Raw genomic sequence first — 19,508 nt, forward strand, 5'->3', positions numbered from 1 at the left:
AAAGATCGCTCTTTTAATACAAAGATCGTCTCTTTTAATCGAAGACATAGAAGGGTACACGCACAAATCCCTCCATCAGTATTCTCGCACTTCGGCTCATAATGGCTTTTTGCACCACCCAGCCCTGCTCAGTTTGCTTCGCTTGTGCCCCAACTTTTAACGTTCCTGACGGGTGGCCAAAAGTCACGGACTCTTTTTCACCGCCACCAGCGGCTAAATTCACTAACGTTCCGGGCACACACGCAGCAGAAGCAATAGCAACGGCTGCTGTTCCCATCATTGCATGATGAAGCTTGCCCATCGACAGCGCGCGAACGAGCACATCAATATCCGACTCATTAACGGCTTTACCACTTGAAGAAAGGTAACTTCTCGGTTTAGAAACAAATGCTATTTTCGGCGTATGTTGGCGTGTTTGAGCTTCTTCTAAATCAGAAATCAGGCCCATTTTTAACGCGCCATATGCACGGATGGATTCGAACATCGCTAATGCTGTGTCATCGTTGTTGATATCGTCTTGCAGCTCGGTGCCCTGATATCCTATCGATTCAGCATCAATAAAAATGGTTGGTATGCCCGCGTTAATAAAGGTCGCGTTGAACGTACCCACATCCGGTACCACCAAATCATCAACTAAGTTGCCCGTTGGGAACATACTCCCTTCGCCATCGGAAGGATCAACAAAATCCACTTGAATCTCTGCCGCTGGAAACGTGACACCATCGAGTTCAAACTCTCCGGTTTCTTGGACAAAACCATTGACGATTGGCACGTGAATCAAGATGGTTTTGCTGATGTTCACCTGCCAAACACGCACCGTCACAATGCCATTTTCTGGAATGCGATCTTGTGGGATCAGACCAGCATGAATGGCGAAAGGACCGACAGCGGCAGACAAGTTGCCGCAGTTACCGCTCCAATCGACGAATGGTTTGTCGATCGACACTTGTCCAAACAAATAGTCAACGTCATGACCGTCTTGGCTACTGCGCGAAACAATCACTGTTTTACTGGTGCTGGAGGTTGCACCACCCATACCGTCGATTTGCTTCGCGTAAGGATCCGGGCTGCCGATAACACGTAACAACAGCTTGTCACGCGCGGCTCCAGCCATTTGCGCTTCTTGAGGTAAATCCTCTAGGTTGAAAAAGACACCTTTACTCGTGCCGCCACGCATGTACGTCGCGGGCACTTTTATTTGGCTTGTTTGATTCGGAGTATTATTTGCCATACGCACTCCTTATTGTGCCAAGAAATCTTGCGCGAAACGCTGCAGAACACCGCCCGCGTTGTACACGTGAACTTCGTCAGCGGTATCTAAGCGACAAGTAACCGGAACATCGACTTTATCGCCGTTGCTGCGTGTGATAACCAGCGCTAAATCAGCGCCTGGCTTGATTTCTCCAACCACGTCGTAAAGTTCCGTACCATCCAGCTCTAGCGTATTGCGGTTAACGCCCGACTTAAATTGCAGTGGTAGTACGCCCATGCCAACCAAGTTAGTACGGTGAATACGCTCAAAGCCTTCAGCAACAATGGCTTCTACTCCTGCCAGTCGAACGCCTTTTGCTGCCCAGTCACGGGATGACCCCTGACCGTAATCCGCGCCAGCCACCACGATCAATGGTTGTTTACGATTCATGTAGGTTTCAATCGCTTCCCACATACGAACCACCTGCCCTTCTGGCTCTACACGCGCCAGAGATCCCTGCACGACTTCGCCGTTTTCCTTCACCATTTCATTGAACAACTTTGGATTAGCGAAGGTCGCGCGTTGCGCCGTTAAGTGGTCACCACGGTGAGTCGCGTAAGAGTTGAAATCTTCTTCTGGCACACCCATTTTCGCTAAGTATTCACCTGCTGCGCTGCTTCCAAGAATCGCGTTGGATGGTGATAAGTGATCAGTGGTGATGTTGTCGCCCAGAATCGCCAATGGACGCATACCAGACAATGTTCTTTCTCCCGCTAGCGCACCTTCCCAGTACGGTGGTCGGCGGATATAGGTACTCATCGGACGCCAGTCGTACAGCGGGTTGGGATTTTGCTCTTGATCATTCAGCTTAAACATCTGAATGTAAACTTGCTTAAACTGCTCAGGTTTAACATGAGTACCGACAACTGCATCGATCTCTTCATCGCTTGGCCACAAATCATTTAAGTAAATTGGTTTGCCGTTTTGGTCCGTGCCAAGCGCATCGCGCTCGATATCAAAACGAATGGTACCGGCCAGCGCATAAGCGACAACCAATGGTGGTGAAGCCAAGAAAGCTTGTTTGGCGTACGGATGGATTCGACCATCAAAGTTACGGTTACCAGAAAGCACCGCTGTCGCATATAAATCACGGTCGATGATCTCTTGTTGGATTTTTGGATCCAGCGCACCACTCATACCGTTACAAGTTGTACATGCGTAACCAACAATGCCAAAGCCAAGCTTCTCTAGCTCTGGTAACAAGCCCGCTTCTTCCAGATACAAGCGTGCAACTTTAGAACCCGGAGCAAAAGACGATTTCACCCAAGGTTTACGTACAAGACCAAGTTCGTTGGCTTTCTTCGCCACAAGGCCAGCAGCAACCACGTTTCTTGGGTTACTAGTATTCGTACATGAGGTAATAGCAGCGATGATCACTGCACCATCTGGCAACTCGCCTTCTTTCTCTTCCCACGCTCCAGAAATGCCGCGCTGTGCCAACTCAGAAGTTGGTAAACGACGATGAGGGTTTGACGGACCAGCCAAGTTACGGCTAACTGATGATAAATCGAACTCAAGTACGCGCTCGTAAACGGCGCTATCAAGATCGTCTGCCCAAAGACCGGTTTGTTTTGCGTAATTTTCTACTAAAGCAACTTGTTCTTCATCTCGACCAGTTAGTTTCAAGTAATTGATGGTCTGCTCATCAATATAAAACATGCCAGCTGTTGCGCCGTATTCTGGTGTCATGTTTGAAATCGTTGCGCGGTCTCCGATCGTTAGATCACGTGCGCCTTCTCCGAAGAATTCAAGATATGAAGATACCACACGCTCATTACGCAGAAACTCAGTAATCGCAAGGACAATATCCGTTGCGGTAATGCCCGGTTGACGTTTACCCGTCAGTTTGACACCGACAATATCTGGTAGACGCATCATTGATGGTCGGCCAAGCATGACGGTTTCTGCTTCCAGACCACCGACACCTATCGCAATAACACCAAGAGCGTCTACGTGAGGCGTGTGACTGTCCGTACCCACACAGGTGTCTGGGTAGGCAATGCCCTGCTTTGCTTGTACCACAGGAGACATTTTTTCCAAGTTGATTTGGTGCATGATGCCATTCCCAGCTGGAATCACGCTGACGTTTTCAAACGCTGTTTTACACCACTCAATAAAGTGGAATCGGTCTTCATTACGGCGCTCTTCAATCGCGCGGTTTTTGTCGAAGGCATCAGGGTCAAAGCCCGCATGTTCAACCGCTAAAGAGTGGTCAACGATCAATTGTGTCTCAACCACTGGGTTCACTTTTGCAGGATCACCGCCCTGATCTGAAATGGCATCGCGCAGACCCGCTAAATCGACTAGAGCGGTCTGACCAAGAATGTCATGACAAACAACGCGTGCTGGATACCAAGGAAAATCAAGATCGCGTTTGCGTTCAATTAACTGTTTCAGGCTATCTGTCAATGTGTTCGGGTCACAGCGGCGGACCAGTTGCTCAGCTAGCACGCGAGAGGTATAAGGGAGTGTTTCATAGGCTCCAGGAGAAATGGCATTGACGGCTTCGCGTGCATCAAAATAATCCAGTTGAGTTCCCGGAAGCGGCTTACGATATTGAGTATTAATATTTGTGTTCATGGTTTGCTTCCATTCAGTCTTTACATCTTGCCTTCATCAAGGTTTTCCATTGCTCCAGAAACACAGTGATGAGAGGATCTCCTTCCTCTGTTAGAGAGAATGACAAAGGAAGGAGGTGGTCAACCAAAGCATATAATGCCCTCGTTGACCTTCGCGCTAGCGATTCTCGATAGGCACCCATTCTTGATGATCTGGGCCCGTATAATCGGCACTTGGGCGAATAATACGGTTATTGGCACGCTGTTCATAAACGTGTGCAGCCCAGCCCGTTAAACGACTCATCACAAAGATTGGGGTAAATAGTTTGGTTGGAATGTCCATGAAGTGGTAAGCCGATGCATGGAAGAAGTCCGCATTACAGAACAGACCTTTCTCTCGCTTCATCACTGATTCAACACGCTCAGAAACCGCATATAGATGAGTATCACCAACTTGTTTCGATAGCTCTTTGGACCATCGTTTTATTAAGGCGTTGCGAGGGTCACTTTCACGATAAATCGCGTGACCGAAGCCCATGATCTTGTCTTTATTGGCTAGCATTTTCATGATGTTCGCTTCCGCCTCGTCGGGCGTTTGCCAATCTTCAATCATTTCCATCGCCGCTTCGTTCGCACCACCGTGAAGTGGCCCACGAAGCGTACCGATTGCTGCCGTGATACAAGAATGGATGTCTGACAACGTTGATGCACAAACGCGTGCTGCGAATGTAGAAGCATTAAACTCATGTTCAGCATAAAGAATGAGCGAGCAATGCATCACTTGTTTGTGCAGCGCAGATGGCGCTTTGTCTGTAAGTAATCGTAAGAAGTAACCACCGATGCAATCTTCAGTCTGATCCTCGGTGTTGATACGCACGCCATCATGACTAAAGCGGTACCAGTAACAGATGATGGCAGGGAACAAGGCTAGCATACGTTCGGTTGCTTTCAGTTGCTCCTCGAAGCTCATTTCCTGCTCTAGGTTACCCAATACAGAACAACCCGTGCGCATTACGTCCATTGGGTGTGCGCTTGCAGGAATTAACTCTAAAGCTTGTTTTAGCTCGGCTGGCAAACCTCTAAGGCTGAGTAGGTGTGTCTTGTACGCATCAAGTTCTTGTTGATTCGGCAAGTGACCGCGTAATAGAAGGTGAGCCACTTCTTCAAACTGTGCGTTGTTCGCAAGATCAGTAATATCGTATCCACGATAAGTTAAACCAGTTCCCGTTTTTCCGACAGTACATAAAGCTGTGCTTCCTGCGCTTTGACCACGAAGGCCCGCGCCACCTAATTCTGCTTTCTTTTCTGCAGTTTGAGACATTGTTTGAACTCCTTTTCTGTCTGACTTTTCCCTCTCTGGGGTGTTTTTAGCCAAACGAATTTCACGTTATTAGATGAGATAAATTCCGATTATCTTTTTCTTGGGCTTCCGTCTATTTTTGCTTTTCCCCCGCTATTTCCCTTCAGAGAATAACTGGTCAAGTTTGTCTTCGTAGTCGTGGTAATTCAGGTGCTGATACAACTCTTTACGTGTTTGCATCGAATCAACCAGTGCTTCCTGATTACCCACTTCTAGCAAATGTTTGTAGACCGTTTCAGCAGCTTTGTTCATGGCACGGAACGCACTTAATGGATAAAGCACCATGTCCACTTTTGCTTTTGCAAGCTCATCGCAGCCGTACAGTGGCGTTGCGCCGAACTCGGTAATGTTGGCCAGAATAGGAACGTGCTTTCCAGTTGCTTGCTCAAGTGCGTTTGAGAACTGAAGGTACTGATCCAGCTTGGTCATCGCTTCTGGGAAGATCATGTCTGCGCCAGCTTCCACACACGCAATCGCACGCTCGATTGCGCTGTCCATGCCTTCAACAGCTAGCGCGTCTGTACGAGCCATAACCACGAAACTTTCATCATTGCGTGCGTCAACCGCGGCTTTTACGCGATCAACCATCTCTTGCTGGCTGACTATTGCTTTGTTCGGACGATGACCACAACGTTTCTGTGTGACTTGGTCTTCCATGTGCACCGCTGCCGCGCCTGCTTTTTCCATCGCTTTGATCGTGCGAGCAATGTTAAATGCACCGCCAAAACCCGTGTCGATATCAACCAAAAGAGGCAAATCACATGCGTTAGTAATACGGTCAACATCAACCAAAACGTCGTTTAATGTTGTGATACCGAGATCCGGCAATCCGTATGACGCATTTGCGATACCGCCACCAGACAAGTAGATCGCTTGGTGACCCAAGTTTTTTGCCATCATGGCGCAATACGGGTTTATAGTGCCGACAATTTGTAGTGGATTATTTTGTTCAATGGCGAGTCTGAATTTCGCTCCCGGTGTTAAGCTCATGACGAATTCCTTCTAGTCTTTGTCTAAACTTTCTGTATGTATAATTTGAGATTGGATGAGCTTTCGACTTCCTGATATGTGTCTTCTCATCAACATTTCTGCAAGCTCTTCATCGCGATTGCGAATGGCTTCCAAAATGAATTTGTGTTCGGTGAGCGCCTCATTCGGGCGAGATTGCGCACGTGGCGACTGGTAACGATACATCCGTAATAAGTGATAGAGTTCATCACACAGCAGAGATATTAACTTACTGTTTCTGCTCGCTTGGATGATGCGATAGTGAAAATCAAAGTCACCATGTTGATGGAAGTAAGACGCGCCTTCCATTTGGTCTATATGCTTGGAATGTGTCGACAATAGCATTTCCAAGCTTAAGAGCTCTTCTTGCGTAATGTGTCGCGCTGCTAACCTTGCTGCCATGCCTTCCAATGCTTCTCGAACGGCATAAAGTTCTATCAGCTTTTCCGGAGAAAAAGTGGTCACTCTGGCCCCAACATGAGGAATTCGCTCGATGAGCCCTAGCCCCTCTAAGCGCATCAATGCTTCACGCAAAGGCCCACGACTGACTTGATATTTCTTTGCTAGCTCAGGCTCTGATATCTTATGGCCAGGCTTCACGTCGCCATTAACAATGACTTCAATGAGTGTTTCGGTCAGCGTTTCGGATTTGGTGTGTTCTTTCTCAGAACCCAGCACTTTATAACGAGCTTTCAACTCAGAGTTCATATTCAGATACTCTTGTTACCGACATCGAAATGTCTACAATTTCTTAACCTGAATATAAAGTAGTCGATCAAAGTGTCGACAATCAAGTAAATTGTCGACAATTTAGACTAAGGTCGTAATTTAAATGGGCCTAAAATGCCTATTAAGTGCCGTTTTTGGCAGGAATAAAGAATGGGGGACTCATATTGTCGACAACTTATAAACCTTTAAGCTTATGATCTAAAAACTAAAAGCTCAGCTGTCGAACAATAATCGGATAAAAAACTATTCTTTAGGTACAAATTGATCAAAGACTTGTTGCGAAGTCATCTTTTGTGAAGCGGAATTGAGGTCATAATAAGCTGGCTTTTCATCGGTAAAAATCTCTAAAGTGAGTTTGAAATCTGGGTTATCGAACAAACCAGCGGAAAGAATGTACTCACCTGTCGGCAACAAATGGTAGAAAAGGTTTGTGCCACACTCACCGCAAAACCCCCTCACTCCCCAGTCTGACGACTGATAACGTTTAGGTTCGCCACCTTTAAACGTCACGTTAGGCCCACAATGCACCGCATGAAGTGCGCCACTCGACCATTTTCGACACATCGAGCAATGGCACAGGCTAACCTCATTTTTAACCTCAGCGATGACTTCAATTGCCCCGCACAAACACGTCCCTTTCATTCTCTTTTCCTCGTTCATTTCCGTCATTTTATTATGGCCTACCAAAGCGTAAAGCCGCGTGACCTAACACCAACTTCTCGCCGTGCACTTTATGAACAAAATAACCGAAATGCTCAATATTCTCTTTATATCTCTTTTACAGACAGATATTTAACACTTAATTAACCTTTACACCAAGTTCAGCTTTAACGCTTACAAGGCATGACAACTGAGCAAAAACAATAAGGCTCAACTAAATAGAGTCGCTAACATAAGGAACGTGAACATGTTAAAGGTACTCAAACCAACGCTCGCCGCTTCAATCATCGCAGCTTCATTTTCATTCAACGCTCTTGCTGCAGATATTGAAAAAATGCACTTTCTTATCCCTGGAGGTGCCGGTGGCGGTTGGGACATGACCGCCCGAGGTACTGGTGATGTATTAATAAAGTCGGACATCGTTGAAACCGTATCATTTCAAAACCTATCTGGTGGTGGCGGTGGCAAAGCAATCGCACATTTGATTGAAACGGCTGATCGTCAAGAAGATACACTCATGGTGAACTCAACACCGATCGTCGTTCGCTCGCTCAGTGGGATCTTCCCACAATCTTTCCGCGACTTGACTCCTGTTGCCGCAACGGTTGCCGATTATGGCGCCATTGTTACATCAGCCGATTCTCCTTACAGCTCTTGGGAAGATGTCGTTAAAGCTTTTAAAGAAAACCCTCGTAAAGTGAAGGTTGCTGGTGGCTCTGCTCGTGGTTCTATGGATCATTTGGTTATAGCCGCGGCTTTCAAAGGTGAAGGTTTTGATGCGCGCAAAGTTCGTTACATTGCCTATGATGCAGGTGGAAAAGCCATGGCTGCCCTACTTTCAGGCGAAACACAACTGCTCTCTACAGGGTTAGGTGAAGTACTCGAAATGTCTAAGTCTGGGCAAGTGAAAGTGTTAGCGATTACAGCACCAAAACGTTTAGAAGCTGCGCCTAACATTCCAACTCTCACCGAATATGGTAATGAAACTGTCTTTGCTAACTGGCGTGGATTCTTTGCAGCACCAGGCACAAGCCAAGAAAAGCTAGATGAATGGAATGCCGCATTTACTAAAATGTATAACACCGACGAATGGCAAGTCGTTCGAGACCGCAATGGTTGGATCGACAACTATAAAGCGGATAAAGCATTCTTCGCGTTTCTTGAAGATCAAGAGCAACAGATGGGTGACTTAATGCGCGAGTTAGGCTTCCTGAAGTAACAGTCGAATTGGGGTCCCTCAGATACCAACCTCAATGAATAACATAGGTTGGTATTTCCCCATGTATTTGCACTCTAAGTTTCACCGCATATGGACATTGTCGACAATCGGCATGCACACTCCTTTGTTTATATACCCAAAGCGGCTCGACTAGCAGCGAAATGCTTAATTGTTAATGGTTTAGTTTATTCATTGACGTCCATATGCGGTCTTTTTTACTTTTGTTAGGAGTTGAATATGCCTCGTTCAACCAACTTTTTCACCAAAGAGTACTTGCTCTGTCGTGACCGCGTCGGCGCAATGATCTTTCTACTCTTCTGTCTTTGCTACGGTTATCAAACCTCGCAGATTCCATTGTTTCCAGGTGATGAGTATGAACCATTCACCGCACGTACTCTGCCAACCATCCTGACTTACGTTGGTGTCGGCCTTTCTTTGCTATTGCTGGTGACAGGACAACCAGATAAACAAAGTGGCGCAGTGCTGACCTTCAATTGGAAGTTACTGATTGCCTTTTTAATTTTAATGGCGCTCTACGGAGTGGGCCTGACTTACTTAGGTTTTGTGATAGCTACTGGCTTCTTTTTATTGGCTGGCTTTTATCTGCTCGGGGAAAGACGTAAACCCGTTCTGTTTGGCGCGTCGTTTCCATTCGTGATCGCGTTCTACTTATTACTCACTCAAGGTTTGGACATCTATCTCGAACCGGGTTTGATTTTCACCATCTGGTAGTCAAAGAAAGGACTGAATTATGTTAGATGGAATTCTACAAGGTTTATCCACCGCAGTAATGCCAATGAACATTATGATGGTGATCGTTGGTTGCTTCGTCGGTACATTTATCGGCATGTTACCTGGACTTGGGCCGATCTCAGCCATTGCTTTGATGATCCCAATTACTTATGGCCTAGAGCCCTCCTCTGGCCTTATTTTAATGGCGGGTGTTTATTACGGTGCGGTATTTGGTGGTTCTACATCGTCGATTTTAATTAACGCGCCGGGTTGTTCTTCAACCGTGGTCACAGCATTCGACGGCTACCCAATGGCTCAAAAAGGCCAGGCAGGTAAAGCATTAGCTTTGGCAGCTTATTCGTCTTTCACTGGCGGTACGCTATCTGCCATTATGTTGCTTGTTGCCGCACCAGCATTGGCTAGCGTCTCCCTTAGCTTCCAATCGTCGGACTATTTTGCGTTGATGCTACTTGGGTTATCAGCAGTCGCGGCTTTTGCGGGGAAAGGTCAGGTAATCAAAGCGTGGATGATGACCATTCTTGGTTTGATGCTATCTACAGTTGGAATCGATAAAGGCGTAGGCGTTGAACGCTTTACCTTCGGTTTAACGGATTTAATGGATGGCTTTAGCTTCTTGTTGCTTGCAATGGCGACATTCGCACTGGGTGAGACACTGATGGGCATCCTTAAACCATCAAAAGACACCAGCGATGAAGAACAAGAAAAGCTGAGCAACATTGGCTCAATGAAAGTGACCAAGGAAGAAATCAAAGATGTTGCGCCTGTTTCAATTCGCTCTTCAATATTAGGTTTCTTCACTGGCGTTCTTCCTGGCGCAGGGGCAACCATTGCTGCTTTTTTAAGCTATGGTATGGAGCGCAACCTCGCACCTAAAGAGAAAAAGGATGAGTTCGGTAAAGGCAGTATCCGTGGTTTGGTTGCGCCAGAGTCTGCGAACAATGCAGCATCTAGTGGTTCATTTGTACCGCTATTAACGCTTGGTATTCCGGGCTCTGGTACAACAGCAATAATGCTCGGTGCGCTGATCGCTTATGGTATTCAACCTGGACCTCGCCTATTTGTTGAACACCCAGATGTGTTCTGGTCAGTGATCATTTCCATGTACTTCGGCAACATCGTACTTGTGATCCTGAACTTACCATTAATTCCGTACATTTCAAAGCTTTTGGCGGTTCCGAGAACGGTGCTTCTACCGATGATTTTATTCTTCTCAATCACCGGGGTTTATTTGGTCTCTTTTAACACTATGGATGTGTTCGTGATGCTGATTGTGGCTATGGCTGCCATTGCACTTCGGCTCGCTAACTTCCCGCTCGCACCTTTATTGCTGGGCTTCATCCTTGGAGGATTAATGGAAGAGAACTTACGCCGCGCATTAATGATTTCAGATGGAGAACTGAGTTTCCTATGGGAGCGTCCTATTACCCTTACCTTTACTGTTTTAGCTGTATTGGTATTGGCAAGTCCACTAATCGTAAAGCTGATTCAAAAGTTTAAAGCACAGCCAGTCAGCGTTGAGCAGTAATCGCTGTCTCTTTCAACCTAGATAAAGCCATCCATCGTGATGGCTTTATCTTCCGCCCTCCAAATCGTTCGCTTATTGTGCAGATGGTATTGACAAATCACTGTCGTTATATGAAGGTGATTGTATGAACACACACTTAGCGCAACTTAACCAACGAATTATCATTATTCCATAGGAATGGTGGGATTTTTTGATGCGCTCAGTATTTATCGAACCCACCCATAGCGGTGGGTTTTCTGTCTCTACCGTATGGGAAAAGCTCTCTTGGAGGCGGTCACAATGCAAAAAATAGCAGTTTTTGGTAAACCCGGCAGTGGAAAATCGACGGTAAGTAAAGCAATCGCGTCTGCTACCGGTCTTCCTCTTCATCAATTAGATTCAATAGTCTATAAGCCAAACGGTGATCCCGTTGAGCGTAACGTTTTTGATGAAGCCCATAGCAATATACTAAGCTCAGATCGTTGGATTATAGATGGCCTTGGACCGATCAGCTCTTTCAACGCTCGTTTAGATGCAGCCGATACTCTCATTTATATTGATCTACCATACTCCGTAAGCTATTGGTTTGTGACGAAACGTCTCCTTAAAGGACTATTCATAAAACCTGAAGGTTGGCCTGATGGTAGTTCGGTACTGAAAGGAACGTTACAAAGCTACAAAGTTCTTCAGCAATGCCCCGCATTCTGGAATGATGACTTTATGTATCGCCTCGAAGGGTACTCTCAAAGTAAAGCCGTTCATGTCATCAAAAACGTTACAGAACTGAACAATTTTGTTTTAGAGCGGGTAAAGTAAACCTCATATCAGAACATTAGAGCATGTAGGTTAGATCATCTGAAGCTCTAACAATGAAAAAGAACATAACAAGGATTGTTTATGCTTTTAGAACTCTCACTTTTATTCATTGCTGGCGTAATTGGTGGGATCATTAACTCCATAGCAGGAGGCGGAAGCTTTATTACTTTTCCGGCTCTATTGGCAGTTGGTGTTCCTCCTATTATGGCTAACGCAACAAACACGTATGCTTCATGTGCGGGTTACATTAGCGGAGCCGTCGGGTTCAGAGAAGAGATCATGAAGAACAAGCATGAACTGCTGTTCACAGTCTCATTCAGTTTAGTCGGCGGCGCTGTCGGAGCATATCTGTTGCTCAACACGCCAGAATCGCTATTTATGGAAGCTATCCCTTGGTTACTCTTATTTGCCACCGTGCTTTTTCTCACCGGTTCTCGTTTAACAATGCTAATCAAAACTGTCGCGAAAGAGCACAAACATGCTGGCATACTCGGAGCAATCGCGTTGGGTTTACTACTTGTTGGTGTCTCTGCTTACGGTGGTTTTTTCAACGCAGGTTTAGGGGTTATTGTTCTGAGTTATCTGGTAGTAGCTGGCCACCAAGACATTAATTTAATGAACGGTTTGAAATTGCTCGTATCTACGTGTGTTTCACTCATTGCTATCGTGATTTTTGTTGCCAATGGCTCCATTGACTGGCACACAGGTAGTGTTGTTTTGGTCGGTACGTTGGTAGGTGGGTATCTTGCAGCTCGTGTCTCTCGTCAACTGAATCCCAATCATGTTAAAGGGTTTGTTGCTCTTTCTTCTATTCTCATCACTATCTACTTTTTCATTGATGTTTATGTTTAAGCAAAACTTGTACAAGTGGATAACAATCCTACAAAAAACGCTAGCGCGAAAGATTAATGCAGATAGCTTAACGATTTTTTGTGTCACTCCAGCGAGGTTAGGAATCTAATAACACTACACTAAGCGGCTAATGAAACAATTTTGATCACAAAGTGCTCGGATAGAAGATCCTGTATCACGCTCCTTCGTCGCTGTACAGGATGACGAGAAATAGAAATATGCCACTCGCGGTTAAACGAGTGGCATTGATCGAGAAAGATGGCGTTTTACATCAATAATAAGAGAAAGTAACGCTTACTTAATCAGCCCTACTTCTTTGTAGTATTTGAGCGCTCCTGGGTGAAGAGGCGCAGATAAACCGTCTTTTACCATTTCCTCTTTCTTCAAGTTTGCAAATGCTGGGTGGAGACGGCGGAAATCATCGAAGTTTTCAAATACCGCTTTAACCACGTTATAAACCACATCTTCTGGTACCGCAGTAGAAGAAACAAACGTCGCGCCCACACCAAAGGTTTGAACATCACTATCTGTGCCACGATACATACCACCCGGGACATTTGCGACACGATAGAAGCTGTTGTCTGCAACCAGTTTTTTTACATTAGGTCCAGCTACCGTTACGATATTACTATCACACGACGTAGTGGCTTCTTTAATCGCTCCACTTGGGTGACCAACGGTATAAATCATCGCATCAATTTTGTTATCACAAAGTGCTTTTGATTGCTCTGCTGCTTTTAACTCAGAGACAAGCTTAAAGTCGTCGTTACTCCAACCATACTGGTTCATTAGCACTTCCATAGTACCTCGCTGACCAGAACCAGGATTACCAATGTTAACGCGCTTACCTTTCAAATCATCAAAAGTTTTGATGTTCGCGTCTTTACGTGCAACGACAGTAAACGGTTCTGGATGAACGGAGAATACGGCGCGCAGCTCTTTAAAAGGCCCGCTTTCTTCAAACTTACTGGTTCCTTTGTAAGCATGATACTGCCAGTCTGATTGCGCGATACCGAGGTCCAATTCACCAGCACGAATAGTGTTGATGTTATAAATCGATCCCCCAGTACTTTCTACCGAACAACGGATACCGTGCTCTTCTCGCGATTTGTTAACCAAGCGACAAATAGCGCCACCAGTCGGATAATAAACCCCTGTTACGCCACCGGTACCAATCGTGACAAACGTTTCCTCCGCAGACGCAGAAAAGCCTGTTGTGAGTGCAGCCAAAGAAGCCGCAAGTGCGATTTGCTTAAACTTAAACATTGAACATCCCTTTTACTTGTGTTGATGACCGTTTAAGTATAGCAACCGTTAACAATTTGATAACGTTTGAGTTCTCATCCTTGGCGGTTAGCTTAGTAATCACCATTTTATTGGCATATTCTGCCGTTATATAATGGCTCTATATAAGCGTAAACCGTATAGTCTAGAAAATTAAATCTTTAGACTGATATGTCCATTCTAAATTATCTATTAAATAGAAATACTCAGGTCAAATTACTATAATCTTGTTAAATAACCTTTATTCTATATAAATATGATGAGTTATAACTCCAGCCAGAAGACATGATGTACTTGAAATAAATAATACGAATGAGAGAACAAACAATCGTTGAATATGAATTGGAACCTTATCCCTCTTCTCTAACATTTTGTATCGTTTCGCATGAAAAGTGCTCAGAAAAACAGTTCCATATTGTAGTACTCCGTGACCTGATAAGAATATATTCAGAGTGTAGTATCGAACTCCATTATCAAGAGCATCTTCAAGATACTTCAACCACTTGGATTTCAAATAAATAACAAACAAAAACCAAGCAAATATACCTAAAATTCCAACCGTAGTCAGATAAATCACTAAATCTGATGCTAAACTGATATCTTCCATCTTCGACTACTTATTAAGTTGAGTTTTATATAATTCTGTTCCCAAATACTCACCAGTCGAACTACCATATTTTGTTATTGAGTATCTAATTACACCCTTCACTACAAAAAATTCTTAAACACACTTTTTGTGAATAATAATGGCACTTTAACTTAATTTTACGCAACAAGGCTACTATGAAGTTGTTAGCTTTGAGCTGAGTTCAACAAAAACAGTAACTTTTATGCAATGTAACTCACTACGTTATATTGCTTTACAAACAAATCACCCAGTAAATATCCGTATCTAGTTTAGATAGCTGAAATAAAAAAAGCGTTGTATAAACAACGCTTTGTAGTTAGTGAAACAGATGGTTACACCGTTGGGACTGATGCTCGCCACGCTTGATTCTGGCTATCTGAGATAGATCGGAACAAGTCACGTAGCTCTTTCAATAAGCCTTCTTGGAAACCAATGTTTTCATCGGCTTTCTGTTTGGCTGCTTGTGCGCGAGTCGCTTGTACTTCATCATCTTTGCTGCGCGCTTGCGCTTTGGTTTGCTCTACATTCGATGCTGAGTTTGCCATCTGGCCCAAAGCTTGAAGAATAGCGTTCTTCGCTTGGTTTGAGCTCATCAACTTATCGAACTTACGACCACCACTTGTCAGCTGCGCTGTCGTGTCTGCGATATTGTCTTTCGCTAGTGAGTGCGCACGCTTAACCTGATCTTGCTGAGTTTTAGACAAGCTATTGTTATTTAATAACTCTTCTGCTTGATCGAAGCCAGCTTTTTGCGTTTTCAGTACATTATTGCTCGCCATTTCATTCTTGATTTCTTTCCCTGCTTTGAAAGAACCAAGGGCACCAATAATTGCGGTAGCACCCGCTAGTACACCCGAAACGACTGCCATCGCGATCATTGCGCTTGCCGAGTTGTTGAGTTCTGCCGCTTGGCTTTCTAAACTCGCGACGTTTGCTTCAACAGCAATTTCACGTTGTAGCACTTGCTGCTCACGGCTCAGCTTTGATACTTGATACAACAATGTTAATAGCGTCAACGATTGTGATACCGCATCTGATGGTGACTTGATCACCTCCTCACCGTTAAGTGCTTTCATCGTTGTGCTCATTAATGAGCTCACCGTCGGCGCAAGAGCACTCATTAAGTTTGCAACAACTTGAGCTTGATTACTCACTGTAGGAGCTTTAGGTGTCTCTAACTGGTAGCGTGCTGCACCAGAAACACCTGACTCACTTTGGCTTTTAACGGCGCCCGCTTCAAGCTTTGTTTCCGGCGCTTTTTCTGCTTTGTTGGTTTTAATGGTATCGCCTAAACCGTATAGTTCACCACGACCCGTTCCGCCTACTTTATCTAGCATAATAAACTCCTTATACCGTTGCAGGACGGCTTAACACCGTTTGCATAGTTTCACTTTTCGCTTGAATCATTTGCATGATGAGGCTCATCAGCTCTTGGAAGTCTTCCATCAACTTACCAATCTCTTCTTTGAGCTTATCAATGACAGCCTGGCTTAACGTCATTTTGGCTCGAAGGTCTGTGATATCAGCCTGAATCTCTGTCACGTGAGCATTGTTAGCAGCGTGGACACTGTCCGTTGCGCCTTTACCCACGTTGACGGCGAGATCAACGGTTTCTGCGCCATAACGAATCGCTTTCGCTGTTGTTGTCGCAGCTTTTGTGCCCATATCCGCCACTTTCGCCATGTTTGCAGCGGCTTTCGTAGCGATTTCCGTGACCTTTTGAGCTACCTTACCAGCACCTTTCGCTGCAAGTTTCGCGATACCACCAGCTGCTGCACCACCAAACGTCACAACAGCTCCGATAACCGCGACGGCGATTTCTAATGCCATTACGACTTTGTTTAACACATCGACATTTACGCCCGCTTCTTTTAGCGCATCTTGAACGGCTGGCTCTTGCAACGCCATGCTCACTGCTCCCATGACGCCACCAGCGATCATAAGTGCACCGGCTGCTGCACCAACACCCGTTGCCACCATTACGGCACCAACAACAATAGAAACCACCGCACTGATCCAACCAAAGATCTTCGCTGCTAAGCCTGATTTTTGGGCTTCTTTTGCAGCGGCTTCCGATTCTTTGATTTTGTCTTGGTTTTCCACCATCTCTTTTTCGTGCTTAGCTTTTGCGACCTTCACTTCCTGAATTTTCAGCTCGTTTTGAGCACTTTTCAGTTTATCCGTGATAGCAGCAAGCTCTACTTCAAAATCATCAGCAGATCCTGCGATGATTTTGACGGCAATCGAACCTGTTTGGTCTGCAACTGCATGGAGAGATTTTGCAATGGTATCGACGATCTTTTGCAGCTGTGCCATGGCTTTTAGCGTCAAATCATTCACTTTGTCACTAACAGCTGCGTTAGGTGCATCTAACTGAACTTTTACTTTTCCGGTGTTCAGTACATCTGCATCTTTACTCTTCACGTTTTCTACCGTCACAGAAGGCGTCGCTGTAGACGCCGTTTTCTGCACGTTATCTAACGTGGCTTGGCCAGATTCAGGGCTATAAACCTGTGTCTGGATGCGGTCAAGTGCAATAGAACTCATAGTCTAATTACTCCTTTTTATTTCTCACCGCTTCTAACATGATGCCTGCACGCTCATGCAAATCTGCATATTGTGATTTTCCGGCAGACATCTCCTTCGCGCTATAAAACCCACTCTCTGCTTCTGTCAGTTGTTCCAGTTTCAGGTGACATTCAGCAGAGTGAAAAGGTGGGCGTGGATCATTTACGTCCACTAGCGCTGCGTAGCTGTAGGCGTCTATTGCCTGCAGATACTCACCCAACTCCTGACGAGCCGCGCCAAGGCCAATGAAAAATCGCGCCTGATAATGATCAAGCATGCTGAGTAATTGAAATACTTTCGCTGCTTGCTCAATCTTTCCCGATTGGAAAAAGTTGTAACCTACGGCATAAATGTGTTCGATGGTGTCCTGAGACACATCGTGCAACATTTTTAGCGTGCCTCCCTCTTCCAGAAAAGACAGCAGCTCTTCTGCTTGCATTTGGGATGGATCGGTCGCGTTTGTTTTAGTCATGGTTGGTTATCCTTAAATGGCTCGTAGGATTTCTTGTAAAATACTGTGGTACTTCTGAACAAACTTGTTCATCGCTTCAACGGTCGAGTTGTATTGAGAACTGGTGTCGTTCAGCTCAGTGGTTTTGATTTGCACTTCATCGTTAAGCAACTTGGATTTAGCACTGACAGAACTAGAAAAATTAGACAGTTTTTTCGACTTCTCTTCGTCTTGGTACGACGCACCATCACCGATAGTAATACCTTGTGTTTGAAGGAAGTCTCGATGGTTTGTTATCTTATTATCCGTCAAATACTTGTACTCAGGTGAAGCTTCAAAATCCGTTTGATTGCTGTAGTTAAAGTCACTCGCTTTGAAGTTACTTTCTGGATATCCCGGTTTATAAACCCCATCAACACTTTGCGTAGAGTGAATTTTTGATTGCACAACACCAAAAACTTTAAGCTGTATTGTGAGATCCTCTAATGCCTCTTTCTGGTCATTACGTTTCTCTAAACGGTTAACACGACGCTCATTTAGTGCAAGCAGCACTTGCTCATCAAAACGGTCTCCAATGCTGGACTCAACAACGGCCAACAAATCACGAGCCGTTAGAGAGTGCTCTGCTCTCACCTCGCGATCCGCTTTCTCTTTATCGGTGATATTGAGTAGACGCTCTTTCAATGCCCCTAAGTTCTTGCGCAATGCCTCGTATCGCTCAGTAAATGAAGCCCCGGTAGATTCACCTTTTACTATTTTTTCAAACTGTAATCGGATATCTCGTTCGGTGTTTTCTTTGATCAAATTAACTTGAGCTGCCGTTATCTGTGTCTTTTGGACATCGGCTATCGCGCTGTCCTGGAAAAAGTCGTCGATTTCTATATTTGTTAAACTCACCGCGAAGTTGGCGAACAGACTAGAAAGAGTCAAAGGCTCAGTTCCACCAATAACAGTGTTAAGTGCTGCTTTTAGATTGTTCGTTCCACTCGCCTCACCATAAGCTGCGCTATATTGGCCTTTCACTTGAGCGGCCATTTCATCTAACGCTTCTTTAAGCTGCTGTTTAGAAATACCAGGAGTCCAGGTAATTCTGCTAGGTAGCGCACTTGCGTCATCGGTGCTTAAAGTAATACCGATGCCTTGAAAACTACTTTTTAATTGAGCTGAGACTTGAAGAGCGAAACTCTCTTTAGTCAACAGAAAATCCGAGCTCTTCAGTTGCGCGAGATTAACGGAACCTAAGCTACTAAAGGCATTGCGAAGAAAAGAAATAGAAGCATCTCTCACTTCACGGGAGCCCATTTGATTAGCAAGCTCTGCAACAAAAAGAGAAATTTCTTTGGTGGCATTAGCCAGACCTGTCTCGGAGAGGTTGGCGATCTGCTCCGCTTGGTTACTCTGAGTGCCCAGATTAAATTGACTAACAAACTCAGTAGACAACGAGCTATCTACGTTTTCCGTCAGTAACTTACTAAACCAAGCCTGAAACTGATTTGATAGCGTTTGGTTTGTTTGAGCATTAAACTCAGCTGTGGTTAATTCGCCATCTGAGTTAGAACTTTGTAGCGACTTTATCCAGACAGATGCGGTGTCGTTCAACGATATGCCAGCAAACGCGTTATTTTTCGCTTTTAGGTTTTCAAGTGTATCAACATAAAGCGCAATGCTTTGTGATTCCGTTTGTCCCGAGATAGTTGGCAATGAAGAGATTAGAGAGGCAAGTTGCTGAGTCTCTGCTTCACCCAGTACAGGGGTAAATGCCTCTATCAAGTTTTGTTGGAAAGTGGGTAATGGTGCACTACTCGCAGCTGTGTCTGTTGCTCCTGTCGTAGAGCCAGTCGTTTTCATATTCGTCATTTCCAAACC

17 protein-coding genes are annotated in these 19,508 nt (G+C 45.1%); 5 read left to right on the plus strand and 12 right to left on the minus strand.

Features of this window, described 5'->3' with window-relative positions; translation table 11 throughout:
* Window positions 1-34 precede the first annotated feature (34 nt).
* The 6 genes from prpF to R7M92_RS15035 all read right to left on the minus strand — a co-directional run bounded on the left by prpF (window position 35) and on the right by R7M92_RS15035 (window position 7,549).
* Window positions 35-1,231, minus strand: a complete 1,197-nt coding sequence (gene prpF, locus R7M92_RS15010; RefSeq protein ID WP_318133743.1) for a 2-methylaconitate cis-trans isomerase PrpF — start codon at window positions 1,229-1,231, stop codon at window positions 35-37.
* Between the two features lie 9 nt (window positions 1,232-1,240).
* Complete coding sequence (gene acnD, locus R7M92_RS15015; protein ID WP_318133745.1) at window positions 1,241-3,832, minus strand: Fe/S-dependent 2-methylisocitrate dehydratase AcnD; 2,592 nt, start codon at window positions 3,830-3,832, stop codon at window positions 1,241-1,243.
* A 156-nt stretch (window positions 3,833-3,988) separates the two neighbouring features.
* Window positions 3,989-5,131 carry a 2-methylcitrate synthase gene (gene prpC / locus R7M92_RS15020; RefSeq protein ID WP_005377283.1) on the minus strand — a complete coding sequence of 381 codons (1,143 nt, stop codon included), beginning with the start codon at window positions 5,129-5,131 and terminating at the stop codon, window positions 3,989-3,991.
* A 132-nt stretch (window positions 5,132-5,263) separates the two neighbouring features.
* Window positions 5,264-6,160, minus strand: coding sequence for a methylisocitrate lyase (prpB, locus tag R7M92_RS15025; protein WP_318133746.1), 897 nt, complete (start codon window positions 6,158-6,160; stop codon window positions 5,264-5,266).
* Window positions 6,161-6,172: 12 nt separating this feature from the next.
* Window positions 6,173-6,886 carry a GntR family transcriptional regulator gene (locus R7M92_RS15030; RefSeq protein WP_005377279.1) on the minus strand — a complete coding sequence of 238 codons (714 nt, stop codon included), beginning with the start codon at window positions 6,884-6,886 and terminating at the stop codon, window positions 6,173-6,175.
* Window positions 6,887-7,150: 264 nt separating this feature from the next.
* Complete coding sequence (locus R7M92_RS15035; RefSeq protein WP_017633774.1) at window positions 7,151-7,549, minus strand: GFA family protein; 399 nt, start codon at window positions 7,547-7,549, stop codon at window positions 7,151-7,153.
* A gap of 265 nt (window positions 7,550-7,814) precedes the next feature.
* Between R7M92_RS15035 and R7M92_RS15040 the strand changes: the two genes are divergently transcribed.
* The 5 genes from R7M92_RS15040 (at window position 7,815) to R7M92_RS15060 (ending at window position 12,711) form a co-directional block, all read left to right on the plus strand.
* A complete protein-coding gene (locus tag R7M92_RS15040) occupies window positions 7,815-8,786 on the plus strand; it encodes a tripartite tricarboxylate transporter substrate binding protein (RefSeq protein ID WP_005388181.1) in 972 nt (323 codons plus the stop codon).
* A 237-nt stretch (window positions 8,787-9,023) separates the two neighbouring features.
* Window positions 9,024-9,518 (plus strand): tripartite tricarboxylate transporter TctB family protein, encoded by a 495-nt coding sequence (locus tag R7M92_RS15045; protein ID WP_005388179.1) that lies wholly within the window; start codon window positions 9,024-9,026, stop codon window positions 9,516-9,518.
* A 19-nt stretch (window positions 9,519-9,537) separates the two neighbouring features.
* The gene (locus R7M92_RS15050) at window positions 9,538-11,064 is read left to right on the plus strand and encodes a tripartite tricarboxylate transporter permease (protein ID WP_005388177.1); all 1,527 of its coding nucleotides are present in this window, start codon (window positions 9,538-9,540) and stop codon (window positions 11,062-11,064) included.
* Window positions 11,065-11,343: 279 nt separating this feature from the next.
* Window positions 11,344-11,859 (plus strand): adenylate kinase, encoded by a 516-nt coding sequence (locus R7M92_RS15055; RefSeq protein WP_054728525.1) that lies wholly within the window; start codon window positions 11,344-11,346, stop codon window positions 11,857-11,859.
* Between the two features lie 81 nt (window positions 11,860-11,940).
* Entirely contained in the window at window positions 11,941-12,711 is a 771-nt protein-coding gene (locus R7M92_RS15060; protein WP_047102688.1) for a sulfite exporter TauE/SafE family protein, read from the plus strand.
* Between the two features lie 294 nt (window positions 12,712-13,005).
* Here the strand turns inward: R7M92_RS15060 and R7M92_RS15065 are convergent, their stop codons facing one another.
* The 6 genes from R7M92_RS15065 to R7M92_RS15090 all read right to left on the minus strand — a co-directional run bounded on the left by R7M92_RS15065 (window position 13,006) and on the right by R7M92_RS15090 (window position 19,499).
* The gene (locus tag R7M92_RS15065) at window positions 13,006-13,977 is read right to left on the minus strand and encodes a TAXI family TRAP transporter solute-binding subunit (protein ID WP_262653942.1); all 972 of its coding nucleotides are present in this window, start codon (window positions 13,975-13,977) and stop codon (window positions 13,006-13,008) included.
* Window positions 13,978-14,236: 259 nt separating this feature from the next.
* Window positions 14,237-14,602: a hypothetical protein gene (locus tag R7M92_RS15070; protein ID WP_017821699.1), complete on the minus strand. Its 366-nt coding sequence runs from the start codon at window positions 14,600-14,602 to the stop codon at window positions 14,237-14,239.
* A gap of 353 nt (window positions 14,603-14,955) precedes the next feature.
* A complete protein-coding gene (gene vopD, locus R7M92_RS15075) occupies window positions 14,956-15,960 on the minus strand; it encodes a type III secretion system translocon subunit VopD (protein ID WP_005377262.1) in 1,005 nt (334 codons plus the stop codon).
* A gap of 10 nt (window positions 15,961-15,970) precedes the next feature.
* A complete protein-coding gene (gene vopB / locus R7M92_RS15080) occupies window positions 15,971-17,170 on the minus strand; it encodes a type III secretion system translocon subunit VopB (protein ID WP_005377260.1) in 1,200 nt (399 codons plus the stop codon).
* Between the two features lie 7 nt (window positions 17,171-17,177).
* Window positions 17,178-17,663: a SycD/LcrH family type III secretion system chaperone VcrH gene (gene vcrH, locus R7M92_RS15085; protein ID WP_005377258.1), complete on the minus strand. Its 486-nt coding sequence runs from the start codon at window positions 17,661-17,663 to the stop codon at window positions 17,178-17,180.
* 12 nt (window positions 17,664-17,675) lie between these two features.
* A complete protein-coding gene (locus R7M92_RS15090) occupies window positions 17,676-19,499 on the minus strand; it encodes a virulence-associated V antigen (protein ID WP_318133748.1) in 1,824 nt (607 codons plus the stop codon).
* Window positions 19,500-19,508: the final 9 nt, after the last annotated feature.

This window comes from Vibrio sp. Vb2880 (genome assembly GCF_033337975.1).
In the GTDB taxonomy this organism is placed as follows: domain Bacteria; phylum Pseudomonadota; class Gammaproteobacteria; order Enterobacterales; family Vibrionaceae; genus Vibrio; species Vibrio alginolyticus.